This window comes from Nocardioides renjunii, from assembly GCF_034661175.1.
GTDB lineage: Bacteria > Actinomycetota > Actinomycetes > Propionibacteriales > Nocardioidaceae > Nocardioides > Nocardioides renjunii.
Genome location: NZ_CP141058.1, coordinates 713,953 through 736,053 on the forward strand (window position 1 = coordinate 713,953; position 22,101 = coordinate 736,053).

Below are 22,101 nucleotides of genomic sequence, written 5' to 3' on the forward strand. Positions count from 1 at the left end.
ACAGTCGACCGGGGCGGGGCCACTGTGTGTTGCTAACCACGCACTAGGTTGCGCAACGCGCAACGGAATGGGGCGGACCATGGCACTCAAGGAACCCATCGGGGGACCGGACACCCGGGTGCCCACGCCCGGCGACGGCGGCCGGACCGGGGACGGTCACTTCCCGCTCGACAAGGTCACCTTCGGCGTCGCCGCAGCGCTCGCCTGCGCCTTCCTGCTGTGGGGGATCCTCGACTCCGAAGGCATGGGCACCGGCACCGGGGAGGTGCTCGGCTGGCTGACGCGGTCCTTCGGCTGGCTGTTCATCCTGGTCAGCGCGATGTTCCTGCTGTTCTCGGCCTACCTGGCGCTCACCCGCTACGGCAACATCAAGCTCGGCCCGGACGACTCCACCCCCGAGTTCTCCACCTTCTCCTGGGTCTCGATGATGTTCGCCACCGGCATGGGCATCGGCCTCATGTTCTGGGGCGTCGCGGAGCCGCTGACCTACCTCACCGCCACCGACGCCGCGAGCATCCCGCCCGGCCGCGGCGACCCGTCCACCCCCGACAGCGCCCGCGTCGCGATGGAGTACGCCTTCTTCCACTGGGGCTTCCACCCCTGGTCGATGTACGCCGTGATCGGCCTCGCCATCGGATACTTCGCCTACCGCAAGGGGTCCGGCAACCTCGTGTCCGGCGCCTTCGGGCCACTGCTCGGCCGGCACGCCAAGGGCGGCCCGGGCAAGGCCATCGACGTGATCGCGATCTTCGCCACGCTCTTCGGCTCCGCCACCTCGCTGGGCCTCGGCGCGCTGCAGATCACCGGCGGGCTCGACGACGTCTTCGGCAGCGGCCAGTCGAGGTGGCTCACGGTCGGCGTCATCGCGGTCCTGACCCTCTGCTTCGTGCTGTCGGCGGTCACGGGCGTCGACAAGGGCGTCCAGATCCTCTCCAACGCCAACGCGGTCGCCGCGCTGCTGCTGGTGCTCTTCCTCTTCGTCGTCGGTCCGACGGTGTTCATCCTCAGCACCTTCACCGAATCGCTGGGCGGCTACCTCACGCACCTGCCGACGATGGCGTTCCGCACCGGCGCCTTCGGCGGCACCGAGTTCCTGAGCGCCTGGACGATCTTCTACTGGGCCTGGTGGATCTCGTGGACGCCCTTCGTCGGGATGTTCATCGCGCGCATCTCGAAGGGCCGCACGATCCGCCAGTTCGTCATCTACGTGATCCTGGTGCCGAGCCTGGTGTCGTTCGTGTGGTTCTCGATCATGGCCGGCTCGGCCTTCGACCTGCAGCTCTCCGGTGCGCGCGACTTCACCGACGAGCTCGCGACGGGCAGCGAGGGCGCGCTGTTCGCCATGCTGCGGGAGTACCCCCTCGCGAGCATCACCGTGGTGCTGGCCGTCTTCCTCGTGGCGATCTTCTTCATCACCGGCGCCGACTCCGCCTCCATCGTGATGGGCATGCTGAGCCAGAACGGCAAGGAGGAGCCGATGCGCTGGCTGGTCGTCTTCTGGGGCGTCGCCCAGGGTGCGGTGGCTGCGATCCTGCTGTTCTCCGGCGGACTCGGGGCGCTGCAGACACTGGTGATCATCGTGGCCGGCCCCTTCATGCTGGTCATCTGCGCGATGTGCGTGTCGTTGATGAAGGCGCTGCGCGAGGAGCCGTACGAGTCCACGCTGCCGCCGCGGGTGCGCAAGGCCGTCCTCCACGCCCAGCGCTACGACTCCATGGAGAACCACTCCGTCGCGCTCGCCGCGCTCGGGGCCGACCCCGACGACGTGAGCCCGGGCCCTGCGGGGAGCAGCGCCAGCGGGAGCACCGACGCGAGGACCGACGCGAGGGCCGGGACGAGCACCGAGGCGGGCGCCGAGGCGAGCGCCGAGGCCGCCCGGGAGCAGCGCCGCACCGACTGACCGGTCCACCGCGGCCGCACCCCGCCGACCGCTCCCCGGACGTCCTTGACAGTGCCGGGGAGCGGCGGCGTACATTTCTGCATGTCGCACATTGCGCAACCCGTTGCATGATACGCAACACCGGAGTCTCCCACCCGTTCCAGGAAGGTCAGCCATGGCAGAGGTCCCCGCGACCGCGGACGTCGTCGTGATCGGAGCCGGCATCGTCGGCAACAGCCTCGTGCACCACCTGACCCGGCTCGGGTGGAAGAACGTGGTGCAGATCGACAAGGGAGCGCTACCCAACCCGGGCGGCTCGACCGGCCACGCGTCCAACTTCATCTTCACCGTCGACCACTCCCGCGAGATCACCGACCTCACCCTCGACTCGGTCGCGCAGTACGAGGAGATGGGCGTCTTCACGCAGTCGGGCGGGTTCGAGATCGCCCGCACCGAGGAGCGGATGGAGGAGCTGCGGCGCCGGATGTCGAGCGCCCGCGCGTGGGGCATCGAGGCCGAGCTGGTCAGCCCGGCCTTCGTGAAGGAGAAGGTCCCCTTCATCGAGGAGGACCAGTTCATCGGGGCGTTCTGGACGCCCGGGGTCGGCGTCGTCGACTCCCTGCGCGCCGGCACCATCATGCGCGAGCGCGCGCTCGCGACCGGCGAGCTGACCGTCGTCCCCACGGTCGAGGTCGTCGGCCTCGACACCGAGGAGGGCGCCAACGGCAACCGGCGCATCACCCGCGTGCGCACCACGGGCGGCGACATCGAGGCCGGCACCGTCGTCATCGCGGCCGGCGTCTGGAGCCCCAAGCTCGGCGACATGGCCGGCATCAGCATCCCGCTGACCCCCGCCGTCCACCAGATGATCAGCGTCGGCCCCTGCCCGCAGCTGGCCGAGCAGGAAGGCGAGATCTCCTTCCCGATCGTCCGCGACATGGACACCTTCTGCTACGAGCGCCAGCACGGCGCCGACATGGAGGTCGGCTCGTACGCCCACCGCGCGATCCTCCACGAGCCCGAGGACATCCCCTCGATCGAGCAGGCCAAGCTGTCGCCGACCGAGATGCCGTTCACCTCCGACGACTTCGACCCCCAGCTCGAGCAGGCCTACGAGCTGATGCCGGAGCTGCTGGGCGCCGAGGGTGCGGAGATGCGCTACGCCATCAACGGCCTGCTGTCGCTCACCTGCGACGGCAACCCCATCCTGGGCGAGAGCGAGGTCGCCGGCCTCTGGACGGCCTCGGCCGTCTGGATCAAGGAGGGGCCCGGCGTGGGCCGCGCGGTCGCGGAGTGGATGACCCACGGCCACTCCGAGATCGACCTGCACCACAGCGACATCGCGCGGTTCCACGAGCACCAGAAGCGCCGCGAGCACACCCGCCTGCGCACGACCGAGTCGTTCATCAAGACCTACGGCATCATCCACCCCGGCGAGCAGTACGAGTCCGACCGCGACCAGCGGCTCTCGCCGATGCACGACTCGCAGGCCAAGCTCGGCGCCGTCTTCTTCGAGACCGCCGGGTGGGAGCGACCCTTCTGGTACGAGTCCAACGCCTCGCTGCTCGAGCAGTACGGCGACGCGGTGATGCCGCGTGAGCACGAGTGGGACTCGCGCTGGTGGAGCCCGATCATCAACGCCGAGCACCTGCGGATGCGCGAGGCCGCCGCGGTGATCGACCTGTCGGCGTTCTGCATCTTCGACATCACCGGCCCCGGGGCGCTCGACGTCGTCCAGAGGACCTGTGTGGCGCAGTGCGACGTCGCCACCGGCAAGGTCGTCTACACGCCGGTGCTCGACGCCAAGGGCGGCTTCCGCTCCGACCTGACCGTGATGCGCCTCGGCGACGACCACTTCCGGGTCGTCACCGGCGGTGCGCACGGGATGGCCGACCGGGCCTGGTTCTCGGGGCACCTGCCCGAGGACGGCTCCACCCGGCTCACCGACCTCACCGACGACGTCTCCACGATCGGCGTCTGGGGTCCGCGAGCGCGCGACATCCTGACCTCGCTCACCTCCGACGACGTCTCCGACGGCGGCTTCGGCTTCCTGACGTGCCGCGAGATCACGGTCTCCGCGGGCTCGGGGGAGGGGATCACGGTCCTCGCGTCCCGCATCTCCTACGTCGGCGAGCTCGGCTGGGAGCTCTACGTCCCGATGTCGCAGGCGGCCGACCTCTGGGAGGCGCTCCTCGAGGCCGGCGCCCCGCACGGTGCGGTCCCGGCCGGCATCGGCGTCTACGGCACGACGGGCCGGATCGAGAAGGGCTACCGCGCCTTCGGTGCCGAGCTCGACGCCGAGCGCAGCATCGTCGAGGCCGGGATGCAGCGGCCCAAGGTGAAGGCGGCCGACTTCGTCGGCAAGGAGGCCTACCTCGCGCAGCGTGACGCCGCCCCGCAGTCGGTGCTCTGCACCCTCACCGTCGACGACCACACGTCGGCGTCCGGCACCAAGCGATACATGCTCGGTGGCGAGCCGATCCTCACCCGCGACGGAGGTGTCCTCACCGACGGGCACGGCCACCACCCCTACGTCACCAGCGCGGGCTCCGCGCCCTCGCTCGGCGCCCACGTGCTGATGGCCTACCTCCCGCCCGACCAGGCCGTCCTCGGCAACGAGCTCGCCGTGTCCTACATGGAGGAGCTCTACCCGGTCACCGTCGGCTCGGTCGACGCCACCCCACTGCTCGACCCGACCAACGAGCGTCTGAAGTGACCTCGCCCCTGGTCTGCGTCAAGCGCGTCGTCGACTCCTCGAGCGAGGTCGTCCTCACCGAGGACGGCCAGGGCGTCGACGGCCGCTTCGCGGGCTTCACCACGAGCGCCCACGAGGAGTGCGCCGTCGAGCTCGCCGTCCGGGTCGCCGCGGCCGACGGCGGCACGGTCACGGTGATGACGCTCGGCGACGCCGACGCGGTGGAGCAGCTGCGCTCCGCGCTCGCGGTCGGGTGCGGCGCCGCGACGCACGTCCTCGCCGACCCGCAGGGCTACGGCCCGGCCGACGTCGCCCGCGAGATCGCCGCCGTCGTCCGCGACCACGAGGCGGCCGGCTCGCCGCACCAGCTCGTGCTGCTCGGCAACGACGCCGCCGACACCGGCGACTTCCAGGTCGGCATCCGCCTGGCCTACGAGCTCGGCTGGCCGGTCGTCAACGGCGTCAGCACGGTCTCGGTGTCCGACGGCGAGGTGACCGCGAGCGGCGCCGGCCCCGACGGCTTCGAGACCTACCGGTTGCCGCTGCCGGCCGTGGTCACGATCCTCGAGGGCGGCGTGGAGCCGCGCTACCCGACCGTGCCCGGCCGGATGAAGGCCAAGAAGGCCCCGATCGAGGAGCGCGAGCCCACCGGCGAGCCGGTCGGCCCGTCGCGGGTGCGGCTCGTGCTGCCGCCGCCGTCGGCCTCGAGCGTCCAGGTGCTCGGCGAGGGTGCCGGCGCCGCGGCCGCCGTCGTCGACCTGTTCGAGGAGCTGGGGGTGCTGGCCCGATGATCCTGGTCCTGGTGGAGGTCACGCCTGCGGGCGAGGCCGTCGAGACCTCGTGCGAGGCGCTCACGTTCGCCCGCGACCTCTCCGCCGCCGGCGGCGGGGTCGCCATCGACGCCGTCGTCGTCGGCCGGCCCGACGACGCGCTCGTCGGCGAGCTCGCGTCCTACGGCGTCCGGCGCGTCCACGCGCTCACCGGGTCGGCGTACGACGCCTATGCCGGTGCAGCCTGGGCCGCCGGGATGCTCGCGGTCCGCGAGCGGGCGGGCTCGGTGGTGCTGATGGCCGCCGGCACGTCCCGCGGCAACGAGGTGCTGGCCCACGCAGCGGCACGCACCGGCGTGCCGATGGCCGCCAACGCCGTCTCCTTCGGCGGCCTGTCGCCCTTCACGGTGACCCGCCAGGTCGTGGGCGGCGCCGCGCTGGAGGAGATGCAGCTCGGGCAGCGGCCCGCCGTGTTCACGGTCGCCGGGCACGCCGTGCAGGCCACCCCCGCCGACGCCCCCGGTGCGGGCGAGCTCGTCGTCGAGACGCCGGACGTCGCCGAGGCCGACCTCGTCGCGCGCGTGGTGTCCACCGACGAGCCCGCGCCCGACCTGTCCGGCGCGCTGAAGTCGGCGCGCGTCGTCGTCGGCGCGGGGCGCGGGGCCGGCTCGGCCGACGGCTTCGGCGAGATCCTCGAGCTCGTCGACCTCCTCGACGCCTCCCTCGGGGTCTCGCGCGTGGTGACCTCGCTCGGCTGGCGCCCCCACCACGAGCAGGTGGGCCAGACCGGGAGCCGGATCGCCCCCGACCTCTACATCCCGTGCGGCATCAGCGGTGCCATCCAGCACTGGGCGGGCTGCAGCAGCGCCAAGGCCATCCTGGCCATCAACACCGACCCCGACGCACCGATGGTCACCAAGGCCACCCACGCGGTGATCGGCGACCTCCACGAGGTCATCCCGGCGGTCAACGCCGAGATCCGCCGCCGGCGCGGCTGACCCGAACGGGCCCCGGGCCGCCCGCGGGCGGGTGGTCGGGGCCGTGCCGGGGGCGCCCATGCGGGTGGTCACGGCGCGTTCTGCTTGACCCGGGGCCCCGCGACGTTCATAGTCGTGGCCAACGCGTGGCACTCTCCCTTCGGGAATCGACCCCGCGTTTGAAGCGTGTCCGCAGTTGCGCTATCGTGGTTCCTTGCGCCTGCCCTCAGATGCCCGACGCCTTCGGACGGTTGTTGCGGTGGTCGGCCGGCGCCAGATCACTTGATCATTCGTGAGGACACCTCTTGGCCGCGCGCAGCTCCGCTGGTAACTACCGTCGCACTTCTTTTGCAAAGATCACCGAGCCTCTCGAGGTTCCCCCCCTCATCTCGCTCCAGACCGACAGCTTCGACTGGCTGGTCGGCAACGAGCGCTGGGAGGAGACGGTGGCGGCCCGCAGGGCTGCCGGTGAGGACGTCTCCGAGAAGACCGGTCTGCAGGAGATCTTCGAGGAGATCTCCCCGATCGAGGACTTCTCCGAGACGATGATGCTCTCCTTCGACAACCCGGTCTTCCTCGACGAGAAGTACACCGAGGAGGAGTGCAAGGAGAAGGACTTCACCTACTCCCGCCCGCTCTACGTCTCGGCCGAGTTCATGAACCACGAGACCGGCGAGATCAAGGGCCAGACGGTCTTCATGGGCGACTTCCCCATGATGACCCGCAAGGGCACCTTCATCATCAACGGCACCGAGCGGGTCGTCGTGTCCCAGCTCGTCCGTTCGCCCGGCGTCTACTTCGAGTCGAGCCCGGACAAGACGTCCGACAAGGACATCTTCACCGCCAAGCTCATCCCGAGCCGTGGCGCGTGGCTCGAGTTCGAGATCGACAAGCGCGACCTGGTCGGCGTACGCCTCGACCGCAAGCGCAAGCAGAACGTCACCGTCCTGCTCAAGGCCCTCGGCTGGACCACTGACCAGATCCGCGAGGAGTTCGGCCAGTACGAGTCCATGATGCTGACCCTCGAGAAGGACAGCGTCCGCTACGAGGTCGTCCACGAGGAGCTGCAGAAGAAGGCGCGGGGCGAGGCCCCCACCGCCGAGCAGGTCAACGACGAGGTCACCCGCCTCGCACTGCTCGACATCTACCGCAAGCTCCGCCCGGGCGAGCCGCCGACGGCCGAGGCCGCGCAGACGCTGCTCAACAACTACTACTTCAACCCCAAGCGCTACGACCTGGCGAAGGTCGGCCGCTACAAGATCAACAAGAAGCTCGGCCTCCACGAGGCCTTCGACCAGCAGACGCTGACCATCGACGACGTCGTGGCCGCGATCCGCTACGTCGTGCAGCTGCACGCCGCCGGCGTGCAGGGCGAGGCGCCCGACCTGGTCGACGCCTCCGGCGCCGTGGTCGAGGGTCCCGACGGTGCCCCCGTCAAGGTCCAGGCCGACGACATCGACCACTTCGGCAACCGCCGCATGCGCACGGTCGGCGAGCTCATCCAGAACCAGCTCCGCACGGGCCTGGCCCGCATGGAGCGCGTGGTCCGCGAGCGGATGACGACCCAGGACGTCGAGGCCATCACGCCGCAGTCCCTGATCAACATCCGCCCCGTGGTCGCGGCGCTGAAGGAGTTCTTCGGCACCTCGCAGTTGAGCCAGTTCATGGACCAGACCAACCCGATCGCCGGCCTGACGCACAAGCGTCGCCTCTCGGCCCTCGGCCCCGGTGGTCTGTCCCGCGACCGCGCCGGCATGGAGGTCCGTGACGTCCACCCGTCGCACTACGGCCGCATGTGCCCGATCGAGACCCCGGAAGGCCCCAACATCGGCCTGATCGGGTCGCTGGCCTCCTACGGCCGGATCAACCCGTTCGGCTTCGTCGAGACGCCCTACCGCAAGGTGCAGGCCGGTGTGGTCACCGACCAGATCGACTACCTCACCGCCGACGACGAGGACCGCTACGTCATCGCGCAGGCCAACGCGCCGCTCGACGACAAGATGCGCTTCACCGAGGAGCGCGTCCTGGTCCGCCAGAAGAACGGCGAGGTCGACGCGATCCTGCGTGACGAGGTCGACTACATGGACGTCTCCCCGCGCCAGATGGTGTCGGTCGCGACGGCCCTGATCCCGTTCCTCGAGCACGACGACGCCAACCGCGCGCTCATGGGCGCCAACATGCAGCGCCAGGCCGTGCCGCTCATCACGAGCGACAGCCCCCTCGTGGGCACCGGCATGGAGTACCGCGCCGCCGTCGACGCCGGTGACGTGGTCGTCGCCGAGAACGCCGGTGTGGTCAAGGAGGTGTCCGCCGACGCCATCGAGACGATGAACGACGACGGCACCTACCAGACCTACAAGCTGGCCAAGTTCCGCCGCTCCAACCAGGGCACCTGCATCAACCAGCGCCCGCTGGTGAAGACCGGTGACCGCCTCGAGGTCGGCACGCCGATCGCCGACGGTCCGTGCACCGACAACGCGGAGATGGCGCTGGGCACCAACCTGCTCGTCGCCTTCATGCCGTGGCAGGGCCACAACTACGAGGACGCGATCATCCTCAGCCAGCGCCTGGTGCAGGAGGACGTCCTCACCTCGATCCACATCGAGGAGCACGAGGTCGACGCCCGCGACACCAAGCTCGGCCCCGAGGAGATCACGCGGGACATCCCCAACGTCTCCGAGGAGGGCCTGGCCGACCTCGACGAGCGCGGCATCATCCGCATCGGCGCCGAGGTCACCACCGGTGACATCCTGGTCGGCAAGGTCACGCCCAAGGGCGAGACCGAGCTCACCCCCGAGGAGCGCCTGCTCCGCGCGATCTTCGGCGAGAAGGCGCGCGAGGTGCGCGACACCTCGATGAAGGTGCCCCACGGTGAGTCCGGCACGGTCATCGGCGTGCGGGTCTTCGACCGCGAGGACGGCGACGACCTCCCCCCCGGCGTCAACCAGCTGGTCCGCGTCTACGTCGCCCAGAAGCGCAAGATCTCGGTGGGCGACAAGCTCGCCGGACGCCACGGCAACAAGGGCGTCATCGCCAAGATCCTGCCCGTCGAGGACATGCCGTTCATGGAGGACGGCACCCCGGTCGACGTCGTGCTCAACCCGCTGGGTGTGCCGCGACGGATGAACATCGGCCAGATCCTCGAGCTGCACCTGGGCTGGCTGGCCAAGCAGGGCTGGGACATCGACCTCCACGGCGACAAGGGCTCGGCCGAGTGGAAGGACCGCCTGATGGCGATCCACGCCGAGAAGAGCGAGCCCGGCACCAAGGTCGCGACCCCGGTCTTCGACGGTGCCCGCGAGGACGAGATCACCGGTCTGCTGGGCGCGACGCTGCCCAACCGTGACGGTGAGCGGATGGTCAAGGAGGACGGCAAAGCCGCCCTCTTCGACGGTCGCTCGGGTGAGCCGTTCCCGGCGCCGGTGGCGGTGGGCTACATGTACATCCTCAAGCTCCACCACCTCGTCGACGACAAGATCCACGCTCGCTCGACCGGCCCCTACTCGATGATCACGCAGCAGCCCCTGGGTGGTAAGGCCCAGTTCGGCGGCCAGCGGTTCGGCGAGATGGAGGTCTGGGCGATGGAGGCCTACGGCGCTGCCTACGCCCTCCAGGAGCTGCTGACGATCAAGTCCGACGACGTCCCGGGGCGCGTGAAGGTCTACGAGGCCATCGTGAAGGGCGAGAACATCCCCGACTCGGGCATCCCCGAGTCGTTCAAGGTGCTCGTCAAGGAGATGCAGTCGCTCTGCCTCAACGTCGAGGTGCTGTCGCAGGACGGCTCCCAGATCGAGCTAAAGGATGCCGAGGAAGACGTCTTCCGGGCCGCCGAGGAGCTCGGCATCGACCTCTCCCGCCGCGAGCCCAGCAGCGTCGAAGAAGTCTGAGCGCGTCGGTACGCCGGCTCCGGCCGGCGTACCGCCCTCAGTCCCAGCTCCACTCTTTCCCAGAACTAACGAAGGACATCAGCCATCGTGCTCGACGTGAACTTCTTCGACCAGCTTCAGATCGGCCTGGCCACGGCGGACGACATCCGCACGTGGAGCCACGGCGAGGTCAAGAAGCCGGAGACCATCAACTACCGCACGCTCAAGCCGGAGCGTGACGGCCTCTTCTGCGAGAAGATCTTCGGTCCCACCCGGGACTGGGAGTGCTACTGCGGCAAGTACAAGCGCGTGCGCTTCAAGGGCATCATCTGCGAGCGCTGCGGCGTCGAGGTGACCCGTTCCAAGGTGCGTCGTGAGCGCATGGGCCACATCGAGCTCGCCGCCCCCGTGACCCACATCTGGTACTTCAAGGGCGTGCCGTCGCGCCTGGGCTACCTGCTCGACCTGGCGCCGAAGGACCTCGAGAAGGTCATCTACTTCGCCGCCTACATGATCACCTCGGTCGACGAGGACGCGCGCCACCGCGACTCCGAGTCCCTCGAGAACAAGGTCGGGCTCGAGCGCGAGCGCCTCGAGAAGCGTCGCGACGCCTCCATCGAGGACCGCGCCAAGAAGCTTGAGGAGGACCTCGCCACCCTCGAGGCCGAGGGCGCCAAGGCCGACGCCAAGCGCAAGGTGCGCGACGGTGCCGACCGTGAGATGAACCAGCTCCGTGACCGCGCCAACCGCGAGATCGCGCGCCTCGAGGAGGTCTGGGACACCTTCAAGAACCTCAAGGTCCAGGACCTGCTCGGCGACGAGCTGCTCTACCGCGAGATGAAGACCTGGTTCGGCAAGTACTTCGAGGGCCACATGGGCGCCACGGCGATCCAGAAGCGCCTCCAGGACTTCGACATCGAGGCCGAGGTGGAGTCGCTGCGCGACACCATCGCCAACGGCAAGGGCCAGCGCAAGGTCCGCGCCCTCAAGCGCCTCAAGGTCGTCGACGCCTTCCGCAAGACCGGCAACCAGCCCATCGGCATGGTGCTCGACGCCGTCCCGGTGATCCCGCCGGACCTGCGTCCGATGGTCCAGCTCGACGGTGGCCGCTTCGCCACCTCCGACCTGAACGACCTCTACCGCCGCGTCATCAACCGCAACAACCGCCTCAAGCGACTGCTCGACCTCGGTGCCCCCGAGATCATCGTCAACAACGAGAAGCGGATGCTGCAGGAGGCCGTCGACAGCCTCTTCGACAACGGCCGTCGTGGCCGCCCCGTCACCGGTCCGGGCAACCGTCCGCTGAAGTCGCTCTCCGACATGCTCAAGGGCAAGCAGGGTCGCTTCCGGCAGAACCTGCTCGGCAAGCGCGTCGACTACTCCGGTCGTTCGGTCATCGTCTCGGGCCCGCAGCTCAAGCTCCACCAGTGCGGCCTGCCCAAGCAGATGGCGCTCGAGCTCTTCAAGCCGTTCGTGATGAAGCGCCTCGTCGACCTCTCGCACGCGCAGAACATCAAGTCCGCCAAGCGGATGGTCGAGCGCGCGCGCCCGGTCGTGTGGGACGTCCTCGAAGAGGTCATCACCGAGCACCCCGTGCTGCTCAACCGCGCGCCCACCCTGCACCGCCTCGGCATCCAGGCCTTCGAGCCGCAGCTGATCGAGGGCAAGGCCATCCAGATCCACCCGCTCGTGTGCGGCGCGTTCAATGCCGACTTCGACGGCGACCAGATGGCCGTGCACCTCCCGCTGTCCGCGGAGGCGCAGGCCGAGGCCCGGATCCTGATGCTGTCGACCAACAACATCCTCAAGCCCTCGGACGGCCGTCCGGTGACCATGCCCTCGCAGGACATGATCATCGGCCTCTTCTGGCTGACCGCGGAGCGCGAGGGCGAGGTCGGCGAGGGCCGCATCTTCTCGTCCCCGGCCGAGGCGATCATGGCCTACGACCGCGCCGAGATCGGGCTGCAGAGCAAGATCAAGATCCGCCTCAACGACATCGTGCCCCCGCTCGACCTCGAGCTGGGTGCCGACTGGGAGGAGCGGACCGCGATCCTGCTCGAGACGACCCTGGGTCGCGTCTACTTCAACGACACGCTCCCGGCGGACTACCCGTTCGTCAACGAGGAGGTCGGCAAGAAGCGCCTCGGCTCGATCGTCAACGACCTCGCCGAGCGCTACACCAAGGTGCAGGTCGCCGCGTCGCTCGACGCCCTCAAGGACGCCGGCTTCCACTGGGCCACGCGCTCGGGCGTGACGGTCTCGATCGACGACGTCACCACCCCGGACAGCAAGGCCGAGATCCTGGGCCGCTACGAGGCGCAGGCCGAGAAGGTCCAGAAGAACTACGAGCGCGGTGTGATGACCGACGACGAGCGTCGTCAGGAGCTCATCGAGCTGTGGACCCAGGCTGCTGCCGAGGTCGGTCGCGCGATGGAGACCAACTTCGACCGCACCAACCCGATCTACATGATGGTCGACTCGGGTGCCTCCGGAAACATGAACCAGATCCGGCAGGTCGCGGCCATGCGTGGTCTGGTGGCCAACCCGAAGGGCGAGATCATCCCGCGCCCGATCAAGGCCAACTTCCGTGAGGGCCTGTCGGTGCTCGAGTACTTCATCTCGACCCACGGTGCCCGCAAGGGCCTGGCCGACACCGCGCTGCGCACCGCCGACTCGGGCTACCTGACCCGTCGTCTGGTGGACGTGTCGCAGGACGTCATCATCCGTGAGGACGACTGCGGCACCGAGCGCGGCCTGCCCAAGCGGATCGACGACGAGCACGTGGAGACCTCGGCCTACGCCCGCTCCGCCGCCGTCGAGATCACCCACCCGGAGACGGGTGAGGTGCTCGCCGCCGCCGGCGAGGACCTGGGTGACGTCAAGATCGGTGAGCTCGTGTCCGCGGGCATCACCGAGGTGAAGGTCCGCTCGGTCCTCACCTGCGACGCCCGCACCGGCACGTGTGCCAAGTGCTACGGCCGCTCGCTGGCCACCGGCCAGCTGGTCGACATCGGTGAGGCGGTCGGCATCATCGCCGCCCAGTCCATCGGTGAGCCCGGCACGCAGCTGACCATGCGCACCTTCCACACCGGTGGCGTCGCCTCCGCGGACGACATCACGCAGGGTCTGCCCCGTGTGGTCGAGCTCTTCGAGGCCCGCTCGCCCAAGGGCCGGACCCCGATCTCGGAGTCCGCCGGTCGCGTGAAGATCGAGGAGAGCGACAAGGCCCGCGTCGTCGTGGTCACCCCCGACGACGGCTCCGAGGTCCAGGAGATCCCGGTCTCCAAGCGCTCGCGCCTCAACGTCGAGGACGGCGACCACATCGAGGTGGGTCACCACATCACCTCCGGCACCCCCGACCCGCAGGACGTCCTGCGCATCCTCGGTGTCCGCAAGGCGCAGGAGCACCTCGTGGACGAGGTCCAGGAGGTCTACCGCTCGCAGGGTGTGTCGATCCACGACAAGCACATCGAGATCATCATCCGGCAGATGCTGCGCCGGGTGACGGTGATCGAGTCCGGTGACACCAACCTGCTCCCGTCGGACCTGGTCGACCGGGTGCGGTTCGAGGAGGAGAACCGTCGCGTGGTCTCCGAGGGCGGCAAGCCGGCCTCGGGTCGCCCGGTCCTCATGGGCATCACCAAGGCCTCGCTCGCGACGGAGTCGTGGCTCTCGGCGGCCTCCTTCCAGGAGACCACCCGGGTCCTCACCGACGCCGCGATCAACGGCCGCTCCGACAGCCTCCGCGGCCTGAAGGAGAACGTGATCATCGGAAAGCTCATCCCGGCCGGCACCGGCCTCGAGCGCTACCGCAACATCCGGGTGGAGCCCACCGAGGAGGCGCGTGCCGCGGCCTACTCGGTCACGGGCTACGACTCCTACGACTACGACTTCGGTCCGTCGTCGCAGGCCGTCGCGCTCGACGACTTCGACTTCGGGTCGTACCAGAACTGAGTCGGATCGACAGGCCCCGGTCTCCCTCACGGGAGGCCGGGGCCTTTCGTCATGCCCTCATGTCGAGACGGGAGCGACTTTTGATTGACCTCCGACACAAGTCGGCCTAGCGTCGAGACGCGATGTGACGACCACCACCTCGCACCCCTCGGACGAAAGGTGGCCACCATGTGCTTCGGACATGACGGGGACGCGGCGCTCGAGCGCTCCCTCGCCCAGAAGGGCGCCAGCCGGCGCGGACTGCTCCGCGGAGCGGCAGGCGTCGCGGCAGGAGCCGCCGCGGTCGGCGCGACGGCGACGCCGGCGCTCGCCCAGGGCCGCGGACCGGGCCACGGCCACGGCCACGGGCACGGGCGGCGCCGCGAGGTGCCGCACGACCGCATCAGCATCCAGCTCTACACGCTCCGCTCGGCGGCCGACCAGCTCGTCGTGGGCGACCCGGTGAAGATCGGCTACCTGCGGGTGCTGGAGGCGCTCGCCCGCTACGGCTACGAGCGGGTGGAGCTCGCCGGTCTCTACGGGCAGACGGCGGCCGCGATGCGCGCCACCCTCGACGACCTCGGCCTGCGGGCCACGTCGAGCCACGACGGCATCAGCGCCACCATCGGTGCCGCGCACCTGAAGTTCCAGAACGCCCGGACGCTGGGCCAGCGCTACGTCAACGTGCCCTACCTCAACTCCGACAAGCTCGCCGACTGGCAGAGGTGGGCGGACCAGATGAACGAGGAGGCCAGGGTCGCGAGGAGCTACGGGCTGCGCTACGGCTACCACAACCACGCCCACGAGTTCACGATCGACCTCGGCGGCGGGCTGACGCCGTGGGAGGTGTTCATGGACCGCCTCGACCGCCGGTTCGTGCACCTCGAGGTCGACCTCTACTGGGCCTTCACCGCCGGCGTGAACACCGGGCACACGACCGCCGAGTCGGCGCTCGAGTTCGCGAAGGACGTCGTCAACGACGCCCCGCTCGCGGTCCGGCAGTACCACGTCAAGGACCGCACCGCGATGGGCACGACCCAGGCCGAGGCCGACATGTGCGACCTGGGCGTCGGGGTCATCGACTTCCCCGAGCTCTTCCGCAACCACGAGGTCGAGGAGTACATCGTCGAGAACGACACTCCCGACAACCCTGCGGCACCGCTGCTCTCGGCGGCGGTCGGTCACCTCTACCTCGACCACCTGGAGTACTGAGGTCGCGACTGGTCCGCGACCGGCTGGGGAGGTCTGAGAGGATTCCGGCGTGACCGCGCCCTCCTCGCGACCGACCTCGGCCGACGTCCTCGTCGTCGGCGCCGGGCCTGCGGGCTCGGCCGCCGCGGCGTGGGCGGCGCGGGCCGGGCTCGAGGTCGTGCTGGTCGACGCGGCGACGTTCCCGCGTGACAAGACCTGCGGCGACGGTCTCACCCCGCGCGCGATCGGGGAGATGCAGAGGCTCGGCCTCGAGGACTGGCTGCGCGCCCACACGGTCAACGAGGGACTGCGCGCGCACGGCTTCGGCCAGACGCTGCTGCTCCCCTGGCCGGGCGGCTCGCTCCCCGACTGGGGCTCGGCCGTCGCCCGCACCGAGCTCGACGACCACCTGCGCACGGTGGCGATCAAGAGCGGCGCCCAGGCGGTCGACGGCACCCGCGCGGTCGGCGCACGCCGCGATGGAGAGCGGGTGGCCGCGGTCGAGCTGCGCGACGGCGCGGGCACCTACGAGGTCGCCTGCCGGTGGCTCGTGGTGGCCGACGGCGTGCGCTCGCCACTGGGCAAGGTGCTGGGCCGCGAGTGGCACCGCGACACCGTGTACGCCGTCGCCGGCCGGTCCTACGTCGACTCCGAGCTGTCCGACGACCCGTGGATCAGCTCCCACCTCGAGCTCCGCGACGAGGCGGGCGAGCTGGTGCCGGGCTACGGCTGGATCTTCCCGCTGGGCAACGGCACCGTGAACCTCGGCGCCGGCACGCTGGCGACGAGCCGACGGCCCGCCGAGGTGGCCATCAAGCCGCTCATGCAGACCTACGCCGACACGATCGGCGCGGACTTCGGGCTGTCCGGCGAGCTGAGGATGCCGACCTCGGCGCTGCTGCCGATGGGCGGTGCCGTCAGCAACGTCGCGGGCCCCAACTGGGCGCTCATCGGCGACGCCGCTGCGTGCGTGAACCCGCTCAACGGCGAGGGCATCGACTACGGCCTGGAGACCGGCCGCTTCGTCGCCGAGCACATCGCCGGGGGAGCCGGGCTCGGCGAATCGTGGCGCTCGACGCTGGTGGAGCACTACGGCGAGGCGTTCTCCATCGCCCGGCGCCTGGCGGGGATCGCGACCCAGCCCCGGGTCGTGGCCGCGCTCGGCCCGGCCGGCATGCGCTCGGACTGGCTGATGACGCTGGCGCTGCGGTGGATGGGCAACCTCGTCGACGACGCGGACCGTGACCGCGCCGCTCGGGTGTGGCGGTGGGCCGGTCGCCGGTCGATGGCCCGCGACGCGCGGCCGCCCTTCGCCTGAGCACGCTCCGGCGGCCGGGTCCTCAGGCCGGGGTGCGCTCCGAACGGGTGCTCCTGCGGCGCTGCTCGATCCAGCCGAGCGGGTTGGTGAACGGCTCGAGCACGCGACGGACCGGCGGGCTGGCGAGCAGGAGAGTGAGCGCGACCGCACCCAGGATCGTCAGCACCAGCCCGAGGATGGGTTGCGCCGCGGTGAAGTCCGGCCAACCGAGCGCCAGGAACGTCTTGATGACGAAGCCGTGGAAGAGGTAGATGACCATCGTCGCCGTGCCCATGGTGGTGAACCAGCCGAGGTCGCGCCGGGGCACGAGGGCCATCGCGGCGAACGCCCCCGCCAGGCCGACCATCATCACCGTCAGCCGCGTCTGGAACGCGATCTCGTTGTCGATGGGCAGGTCGGAGTAGCCGGTGTCGTACCAGAGCAGCGCCGTCTCGGCCCACGTGTCGGTGTAGACCGCCATGATGCCGATGCCGACCAGCGTCGGGACCGCGGCGAGGCGGACCCACACGTCGTCGAGGTGCGCGAGGTGGCGCGGCTTGAGGTGCAGGCCCAGCACGAAGAAGGGGAGCAGGCCGAGGAAGCGCGGCATCATCAGGGCGTCGTCGGTCCACAGCCCGCCGAGCAGGCTGACGATCACCGAGAGCGGCAGGAACAGCCAGTGCAGCTTGAGGATCGGCGTCACCAGCCGCCACATGAGCAGCACGATGAGGTACCACATCGTCCAGTGCGGCTCGAGCCACAACGGACCGGTCACGCCCTCCCCGACGACCTCGCGCCGGTAGTAGAACAGCGCCGGCTCGAAGAGCAGATAGGGCACCGCCAGGGTGTAGACGAGGTTCTTCAGCCGCCGCCGGTCCCACTCGAACGACTTGGAGAGATAGCCGCTGATGAAGACGAACGCGGGGATGTGCCACAGGTAGATGAAGTCGTAGACCCAGTGGCTGCCCTTGGTCTCCTCGACCAACCCGATCGCATGACCGACCACGACCAGGGTCACGAGCACCATCTTGACGTTGTCGAGCCACGGGTCACGGGACGCGGGGGACACGGCGGACAACCTACTTCACCTTCTTCACTAGGTTGGAGGCATGGGTTCCCTGCCGAGGAGACAGCGAGTGGCGGCGTACGCCGTCATGCTCCGCGAGCGTGGAGGGCGCGTCGAGATCCTGCTCAGCCGCCTCGCGCCCCGGGTCTCGCGCGCCGAGATGTGGACGCTCCCGGGCGGCGGCGTCGACCACGGTGAGGACCCCCGTGCGGCGCTGGTGCGCGAGATCTACGAGGAGACCGGGCTCGCCGCCGCGGTCGGTGAGACGGCCCACGTCTACAGCGCCCACATGCCTCGCGCGCCTCGCGACGGGCTGCTCGTGGACGCCCACGCGATCCGCATCGTCTACGACGCCTGGGTCCCGCCGGACGCCCCGGCACCCCGGGTCGTCGAGGTCGACGGGTCCACCATCGAGGCCGCCTGGCACCGGCTCGAGGACGTGGCCTCCGGCGCCGTCCCGGTCGCGACGCAGGTGACCGACGCCCTCGTCGACCACCAGCCCCACCGGCTGCAGCGCGTCGCGGCGTACGCCCTGGTCCGCCGCGGCGACGACGTGCTGCTCACCCGGCTCTCCACGCGCGCCGCGCACCCGGGGAGGTGGACGCTGCCCGGCGGTGGGGTCGACCACGGCGAACACCCGTCCGTGGCGCTGGCCCGCGAGGTCGAGGAGGAGTGCGGCCTGCCCTGCGAGGTGACCGGGCTGCTCGGCGTCCACGACACCCACTTCGCCGGGCACGCGCCGTCGGGTCGGATCGAGGACTACCACGGCATCCACCTCGTCTACGCCGCCACGGTCGGCGAGGGCGAGCCGCACGTGCAGGAGGTCGACGGCACCACCGAGGCGGTCGCGTGGGTGCCGATGGCCGACATCGAGGCCGGCGCCGTCGACGTCCTCGACCTGGTCCGCTATGCCACGAGGAGCACGCATGACTGAGACCGTCTTCACCTATGCCGCACCCGGCCTGAAGTTCGGCCGCGGCGCCAGCGACGAGATCGGCTGGGACGTCGAGCAGCTCGTCGCCACTGCGGGCTCGGCCCGGCGGGTGCTGCTGGTCACCGACCCCGGCGTGGCGGCGACCGGCAGCCCCGACCGGGTGGCGGCGTCGATGACCGCGCGGGGCCTCGACGTCACGGTGTTCGCCGGCGCCCGGGTCGAGCCGACGGACGCCTCGCTCGAGGAGGCCATCGCCTTCGCGCGCGACGCCGGGCCCTTCGACGCCGTCGTCGCCGTCGGCGGCGGGTCCGCGATCGACACCGCCAAGGCCGTCGACCTGCTGCTGACCAACGCCGGGTCGCTCATGGAGTACGTCAACGCGCCCGTCGGCGGCGGCCGGGCCCCCGAGCACCCTCTCCTCCCGCTCGTCGCCGTCCCGACCACCACCGGCACCGGGGCGGAGTCGACGACCATCTGCGTCCTCGACGTGCTCGCGCTCAAGGTCAAGACCGGCATCTCCCACGCCCGCCTGCGGCCCACCCTGGCCGTCGTCGACCCGGACCTCACCATGACGCAGCCGGCGATGGTGACCGCCTCGTGCGGGATGGACATCCTGTGCCACGCCCTCGAGAGCTGGACCGCGCGCTGGTTCGGCGACTTCGACGCCAAGCAGCCCGAGCAGCGGGTGCCCTACTGCGGCGCCAACCCGATCGCCGACATGTGGGCGGAGAAGTCGCTGTCACTGCTCGCCGGTGCGTTCCGGACCGCGGTGCGCGACGGCAGCGACCGCGAGGCGCGCGAGCAGATGGCGCTGGCCGCCACCTTCGCCGGGCTCGGCTTCGGCAACGCCGGCGTGCACGTCCCCCACGCCTGCGCGTACCCGATCGCCGGCCGCGTCCGGGACTACCGGCCCGAGGGCTACCCGGCCGACGAGCCCATCGTCCCGCACGGGATGGCCGTCGTGATGACGGCGCCCGCAGCCTTTGCGCTCACCCACGAGGCGTCGCCCGAGCGGCACCGACGTGCGGCCGAGCTGCTCGGCGGTGACGGCGAGCCACTCCCTGCCGTGCTGCGCGGGCTGATGCGCGACGTGGGCCTGCCGAGCGGCCTGGCCGAGCTCGGCTACGGCGCGGCCGACGTCGACGACCTGGTGGAGGGCGCGCTCAAGCAGCAGCGACTGCTCGCGACCGCCCCCATCGCGGTCACGGCCGAGGACCTGGCGACGGTGTTCCGGGAGTCGCTCGAGCACTGGTGAGTCCGCCGCCCCCGTGGTCCGAGCAGTCGATGTTCACCGCCAGGTGTACGCGAGTGCTTTGGGGTGCTTCCGTACAGGTGGAGCCGAACAACGACTGTGCCTGACAGGGCCGCTGGCGCACGGTACTCCGTGGAGACCATCCGAACCTGGCTGTGGAGGACGGCCCGTCCGCCCGCTCCGGTCCCTACCGTCGATGACATGGAGCTCTGGACCGAGCGGCAGGCGACCAGGCACCTGATGGTGCCCGGCGTCGGTCGCGACGCAGCGCGCAGTGCCCTGAAGGCCAACGTGGCGGGACGCCCGCTGTCGGCAGGGGGCACGCTCCTGTACGACGCCCGCGCCGTGTGTGCCGTCCTCGATCGGATGGACCCGCCGTGCGAGATCCGCCAGCGGACGGGACGGCCGATCTTCGTGGCGCGCGTGGCGCCACGCACCCCAGATCCGGCGAGCTCGTGGCGAACGTGGCGCGGCGCCGACGTCCTGGCACCGCGCCCCCAGCAGCTCGACGCGGTGCGAGGGTGGTGGCACCTGGGCTTCCGGCTGGAGGCGCTCTTGCGCGGCGTGGGGCAGTACAAGGGCGTGCCCTTCGTCGCGACCTGCGGCGGGATCGTGGTGCTCGGGGCCGAGATCCGCGGTATCGACGCCGCGCTGGCGGACGAGGGCGCGGCGCTCAGCGAGGCGCGGATCGCCTCCTCCCCGCCCGGGTCGGACTACACGCGGCGGGCGTATGCCTTCGTACTCGACGAGCCGGGAGCCTGGTTCGACGGCCAGCGCGGCCGACGGTTCACGACCGGAGCGGGGGGCCCATTCCGGCTGCTCCACGGCAGGAAGCGGGATGCCTCGACCGGGCGACCTAGGATGGAAGCATGAACCCCCGCCACCGCCGACTCGTGATCCCGGTGGCACTGGGGACGCTCATCCTCATCGTCGTCCTCGCCGCGGTCCTGTGAGTGCACCGGACCTCACGCACGAGCTCCGCGACAGCGCCGAGTGGTCGCGGCTGCGGGCCGCGCTGCTCGACGCCGACCAGCTCGTCCGCGGACTGGCCAGTGGTCGGCGCAGGGGACAGCCGGCGCCGGTGACGGGTGGCCGCGAGGTGCAGCGGCTCGAGCTCCGGGTCGTCGACCTGCGGGCCGGGCGCCACCTGCAGGTGACGTCGTACGACGCCACGCAGGCGCACACCGCCAACCACCTGCTCGGGGAGGCCGCCGAGACGGCGGTCGACGAGCTGCTGGCGCAGCCGTTCGCCAACTGGCACGTCGAGACGGCGACCGAGACCCACCAGCTGCGGGTGACCAAGAAGGGCGTGCCGATGCTCCACACCTCGGCCCGCGCGGAGGCGGTGGAGGTGACCCGCGCCCACGACCGCGACAAGGACCGGCTGCTGCGCGGCGACGACCCGGTGCTGGTCGCCCTCGGCATCAGCGACGCCCAGGGCCGGGTGAAGCCGAGCCGTCAGGCGAAGTACCGCCAGGTGGAGGAGTTCCTCCGGCTGCTCGACGCCAGCCTGTCCGACGGCCTGGCCAAGGGTCACGTCCGCACCCCGACGCCCGACGACCCGCTGCGGATCGTGGACCTGGGCTGCGGCAACGCCTACCTCACCTTCGCCGCGCACCAGTTCCTCACCATGCCGACCGACCGGGGCGGACGCGGCCTGCCGGTCCGGGTGACCGGCGTCGACGTCAAGCAGCAGTCGGCCGACCACAACGCGTCGGTGGCGGCCGAGCTCGGGATCGAGGCGGACTTCGTCGTCGGCTCCATCGAGGACGCCCGGCTCGAGCAGGCGCCCGACGTGGTGCTCGCCCTCCACGCCTGCGACACGGCGACCGACGACGCCCTTGCCCGCGCCGTGGAGTGGGAGGCCGCGCTCGTGCTGGCGGCGCCCTGCTGCCACCACGACATCGCGGCCCAGCTCCGCAAGGCGCCGCCGCCCGCGCCGTACGCCGCGCTGACCCGCGACGGCATCCTGCGCGAGCGGCTGGCCGACACGCTGACCGACGCGCTGCGGGCCGAGCTGCTGCGCGGGACGGGCTACCGGGTCGACGTGGTCCAGTTCGTCGAGAGCGCGCACACCCCGCGCAACACCCTCATCCGCGCGGTGCGGACGGACGGCGCTTCCCGGTCCCGCGGCGAGTACGACGACCTCGTCGCCGCCTGGGGCGTCCGCCCCCGGCTCGGCGAGCTCCTCGCCTGATCGTGCTGCCGGCCTGATCGTGCTGCCGGCCTGATCGTGCTGCT

Annotated in this window: 13 protein-coding genes; 12 read left to right on the top strand and 1 reads right to left on the bottom strand. The window is 70.6% G+C overall.

The window, feature by feature from the left end; all coding sequences use genetic code 11:
* The first annotated feature begins 79 nt into the window (after positions 1–79).
* The 8 genes from SHK17_RS03330 to SHK17_RS03365 all read left to right on the top strand — a co-directional run bounded on the left by SHK17_RS03330 (position 80) and on the right by SHK17_RS03365 (position 16,629).
* Positions 80–1,900, top strand: coding sequence for a BCCT family transporter (locus tag SHK17_RS03330; RefSeq protein ID WP_322921071.1), 1,821 nt, complete (start codon positions 80–82; stop codon positions 1,898–1,900).
* A gap of 154 nt (positions 1,901–2,054) precedes the next feature.
* Positions 2,055–4,595, top strand: coding sequence for a GcvT family protein (locus SHK17_RS03335; protein WP_322921072.1), 2,541 nt, complete (start codon positions 2,055–2,057; stop codon positions 4,593–4,595).
* The gene (locus SHK17_RS03340) at positions 4,592–5,365 is read left to right on the top strand and encodes an electron transfer flavoprotein subunit beta/FixA family protein (protein WP_322921073.1); all 774 of its coding nucleotides are present in this window, start codon (positions 4,592–4,594) and stop codon (positions 5,363–5,365) included. Before SHK17_RS03335 ends, SHK17_RS03340 begins: the two co-directional genes overlap by 4 nt.
* Positions 5,362–6,342: an electron transfer flavoprotein subunit alpha/FixB family protein gene (locus SHK17_RS03345; RefSeq protein ID WP_322424970.1), complete on the top strand. Its 981-nt coding sequence runs from the start codon at positions 5,362–5,364 to the stop codon at positions 6,340–6,342. The genes SHK17_RS03340 and SHK17_RS03345 overlap by 4 nt, the downstream gene beginning before the upstream one ends.
* Before the next feature lie 284 nt (positions 6,343–6,626).
* A complete protein-coding gene (gene rpoB, locus SHK17_RS03350; protein WP_172269670.1) occupies positions 6,627–10,208 on the top strand; it encodes a DNA-directed RNA polymerase subunit beta in 3,582 nt (1,193 codons plus the stop codon).
* Between the two features lie 87 nt (positions 10,209–10,295).
* Positions 10,296–14,141, top strand: a complete 3,846-nt coding sequence (locus SHK17_RS03355) for a DNA-directed RNA polymerase subunit beta' (protein WP_322424969.1) — start codon at positions 10,296–10,298, stop codon at positions 14,139–14,141.
* A 168-nt stretch (positions 14,142–14,309) separates the two neighbouring features.
* Positions 14,310–15,332: a sugar phosphate isomerase/epimerase family protein gene (locus SHK17_RS03360; RefSeq protein ID WP_322921074.1), complete on the top strand. Its 1,023-nt coding sequence runs from the start codon at positions 14,310–14,312 to the stop codon at positions 15,330–15,332.
* A gap of 49 nt (positions 15,333–15,381) precedes the next feature.
* Positions 15,382–16,629 (top strand): geranylgeranyl reductase family protein, encoded by a 1,248-nt coding sequence (locus tag SHK17_RS03365; RefSeq protein ID WP_322921075.1) that lies wholly within the window; start codon positions 15,382–15,384, stop codon positions 16,627–16,629.
* Between the two features lie 22 nt (positions 16,630–16,651).
* On the opposite strand, the gene SHK17_RS03370 is transcribed toward SHK17_RS03365, so the two are convergent.
* On the bottom strand, positions 16,652–17,677 hold the full coding sequence (locus SHK17_RS03370) for an acyltransferase family protein (RefSeq protein ID WP_322921076.1): 1,026 nt from the start codon (positions 17,675–17,677) through the stop codon (positions 16,652–16,654).
* 40 nt (positions 17,678–17,717) lie between these two features.
* Here SHK17_RS03370 and SHK17_RS03375 point away from each other — a divergent pair, with 40 nt between their 5' ends.
* From SHK17_RS03375 to SHK17_RS03390, 4 genes are all read left to right on the top strand, one after another.
* The gene (locus SHK17_RS03375; protein WP_322921077.1) at positions 17,718–18,608 is read left to right on the top strand and encodes an NUDIX domain-containing protein; all 891 of its coding nucleotides are present in this window, start codon (positions 17,718–17,720) and stop codon (positions 18,606–18,608) included.
* Positions 18,601–19,863 carry a hydroxyacid-oxoacid transhydrogenase gene (locus SHK17_RS03380; RefSeq protein ID WP_322921078.1) on the top strand — a complete coding sequence of 421 codons (1,263 nt, stop codon included), beginning with the start codon at positions 18,601–18,603 and terminating at the stop codon, positions 19,861–19,863. The genes SHK17_RS03375 and SHK17_RS03380 overlap by 8 nt, the downstream gene beginning before the upstream one ends.
* A 198-nt stretch (positions 19,864–20,061) precedes the next feature.
* Positions 20,062–20,733 carry a hypothetical protein gene (locus SHK17_RS03385; protein WP_322921079.1) on the top strand — a complete coding sequence of 224 codons (672 nt, stop codon included), beginning with the start codon at positions 20,062–20,064 and terminating at the stop codon, positions 20,731–20,733.
* Between the two features lie 76 nt (positions 20,734–20,809).
* On the top strand, positions 20,810–22,057 hold the full coding sequence (locus SHK17_RS03390) for a class I SAM-dependent methyltransferase (protein ID WP_322921080.1): 1,248 nt from the start codon (positions 20,810–20,812) through the stop codon (positions 22,055–22,057).
* Positions 22,058–22,101 lie beyond the last annotated feature (44 nt).

What these genes read in the sequence shown, in the direction of transcription:
- SHK17_RS03330 (WP_322921071.1), top strand. Translation starts at nt 80, where the DNA reads ATGGCACTCAAGGAACCCATCGGGGGACCGGACACCCGGGTGCCCACG.
- SHK17_RS03335 (WP_322921072.1), top strand. Translation starts at nt 2,055, where the DNA reads ATGGCAGAGGTCCCCGCGACCGCGGACGTCGTCGTGATCGGAGCCGGC.
- SHK17_RS03345 (WP_322424970.1), top strand. Translation starts at nt 5,362, where the DNA reads ATGATCCTGGTCCTGGTGGAGGTCACGCCTGCGGGCGAGGCCGTCGAG.
- SHK17_RS03360 (WP_322921074.1), top strand. Translation starts at nt 14,310, where the DNA reads ATGTGCTTCGGACATGACGGGGACGCGGCGCTCGAGCGCTCCCTCGCC.
- SHK17_RS03375 (WP_322921077.1), top strand. Translation starts at nt 17,718, where the DNA reads ATGGGTTCCCTGCCGAGGAGACAGCGAGTGGCGGCGTACGCCGTCATG.
- SHK17_RS03380 (WP_322921078.1), top strand. Translation starts at nt 18,601, where the DNA reads ATGACTGAGACCGTCTTCACCTATGCCGCACCCGGCCTGAAGTTCGGC.
- SHK17_RS03385 (WP_322921079.1), top strand. Translation starts at nt 20,062, where the DNA reads ATGGAGCTCTGGACCGAGCGGCAGGCGACCAGGCACCTGATGGTGCCC.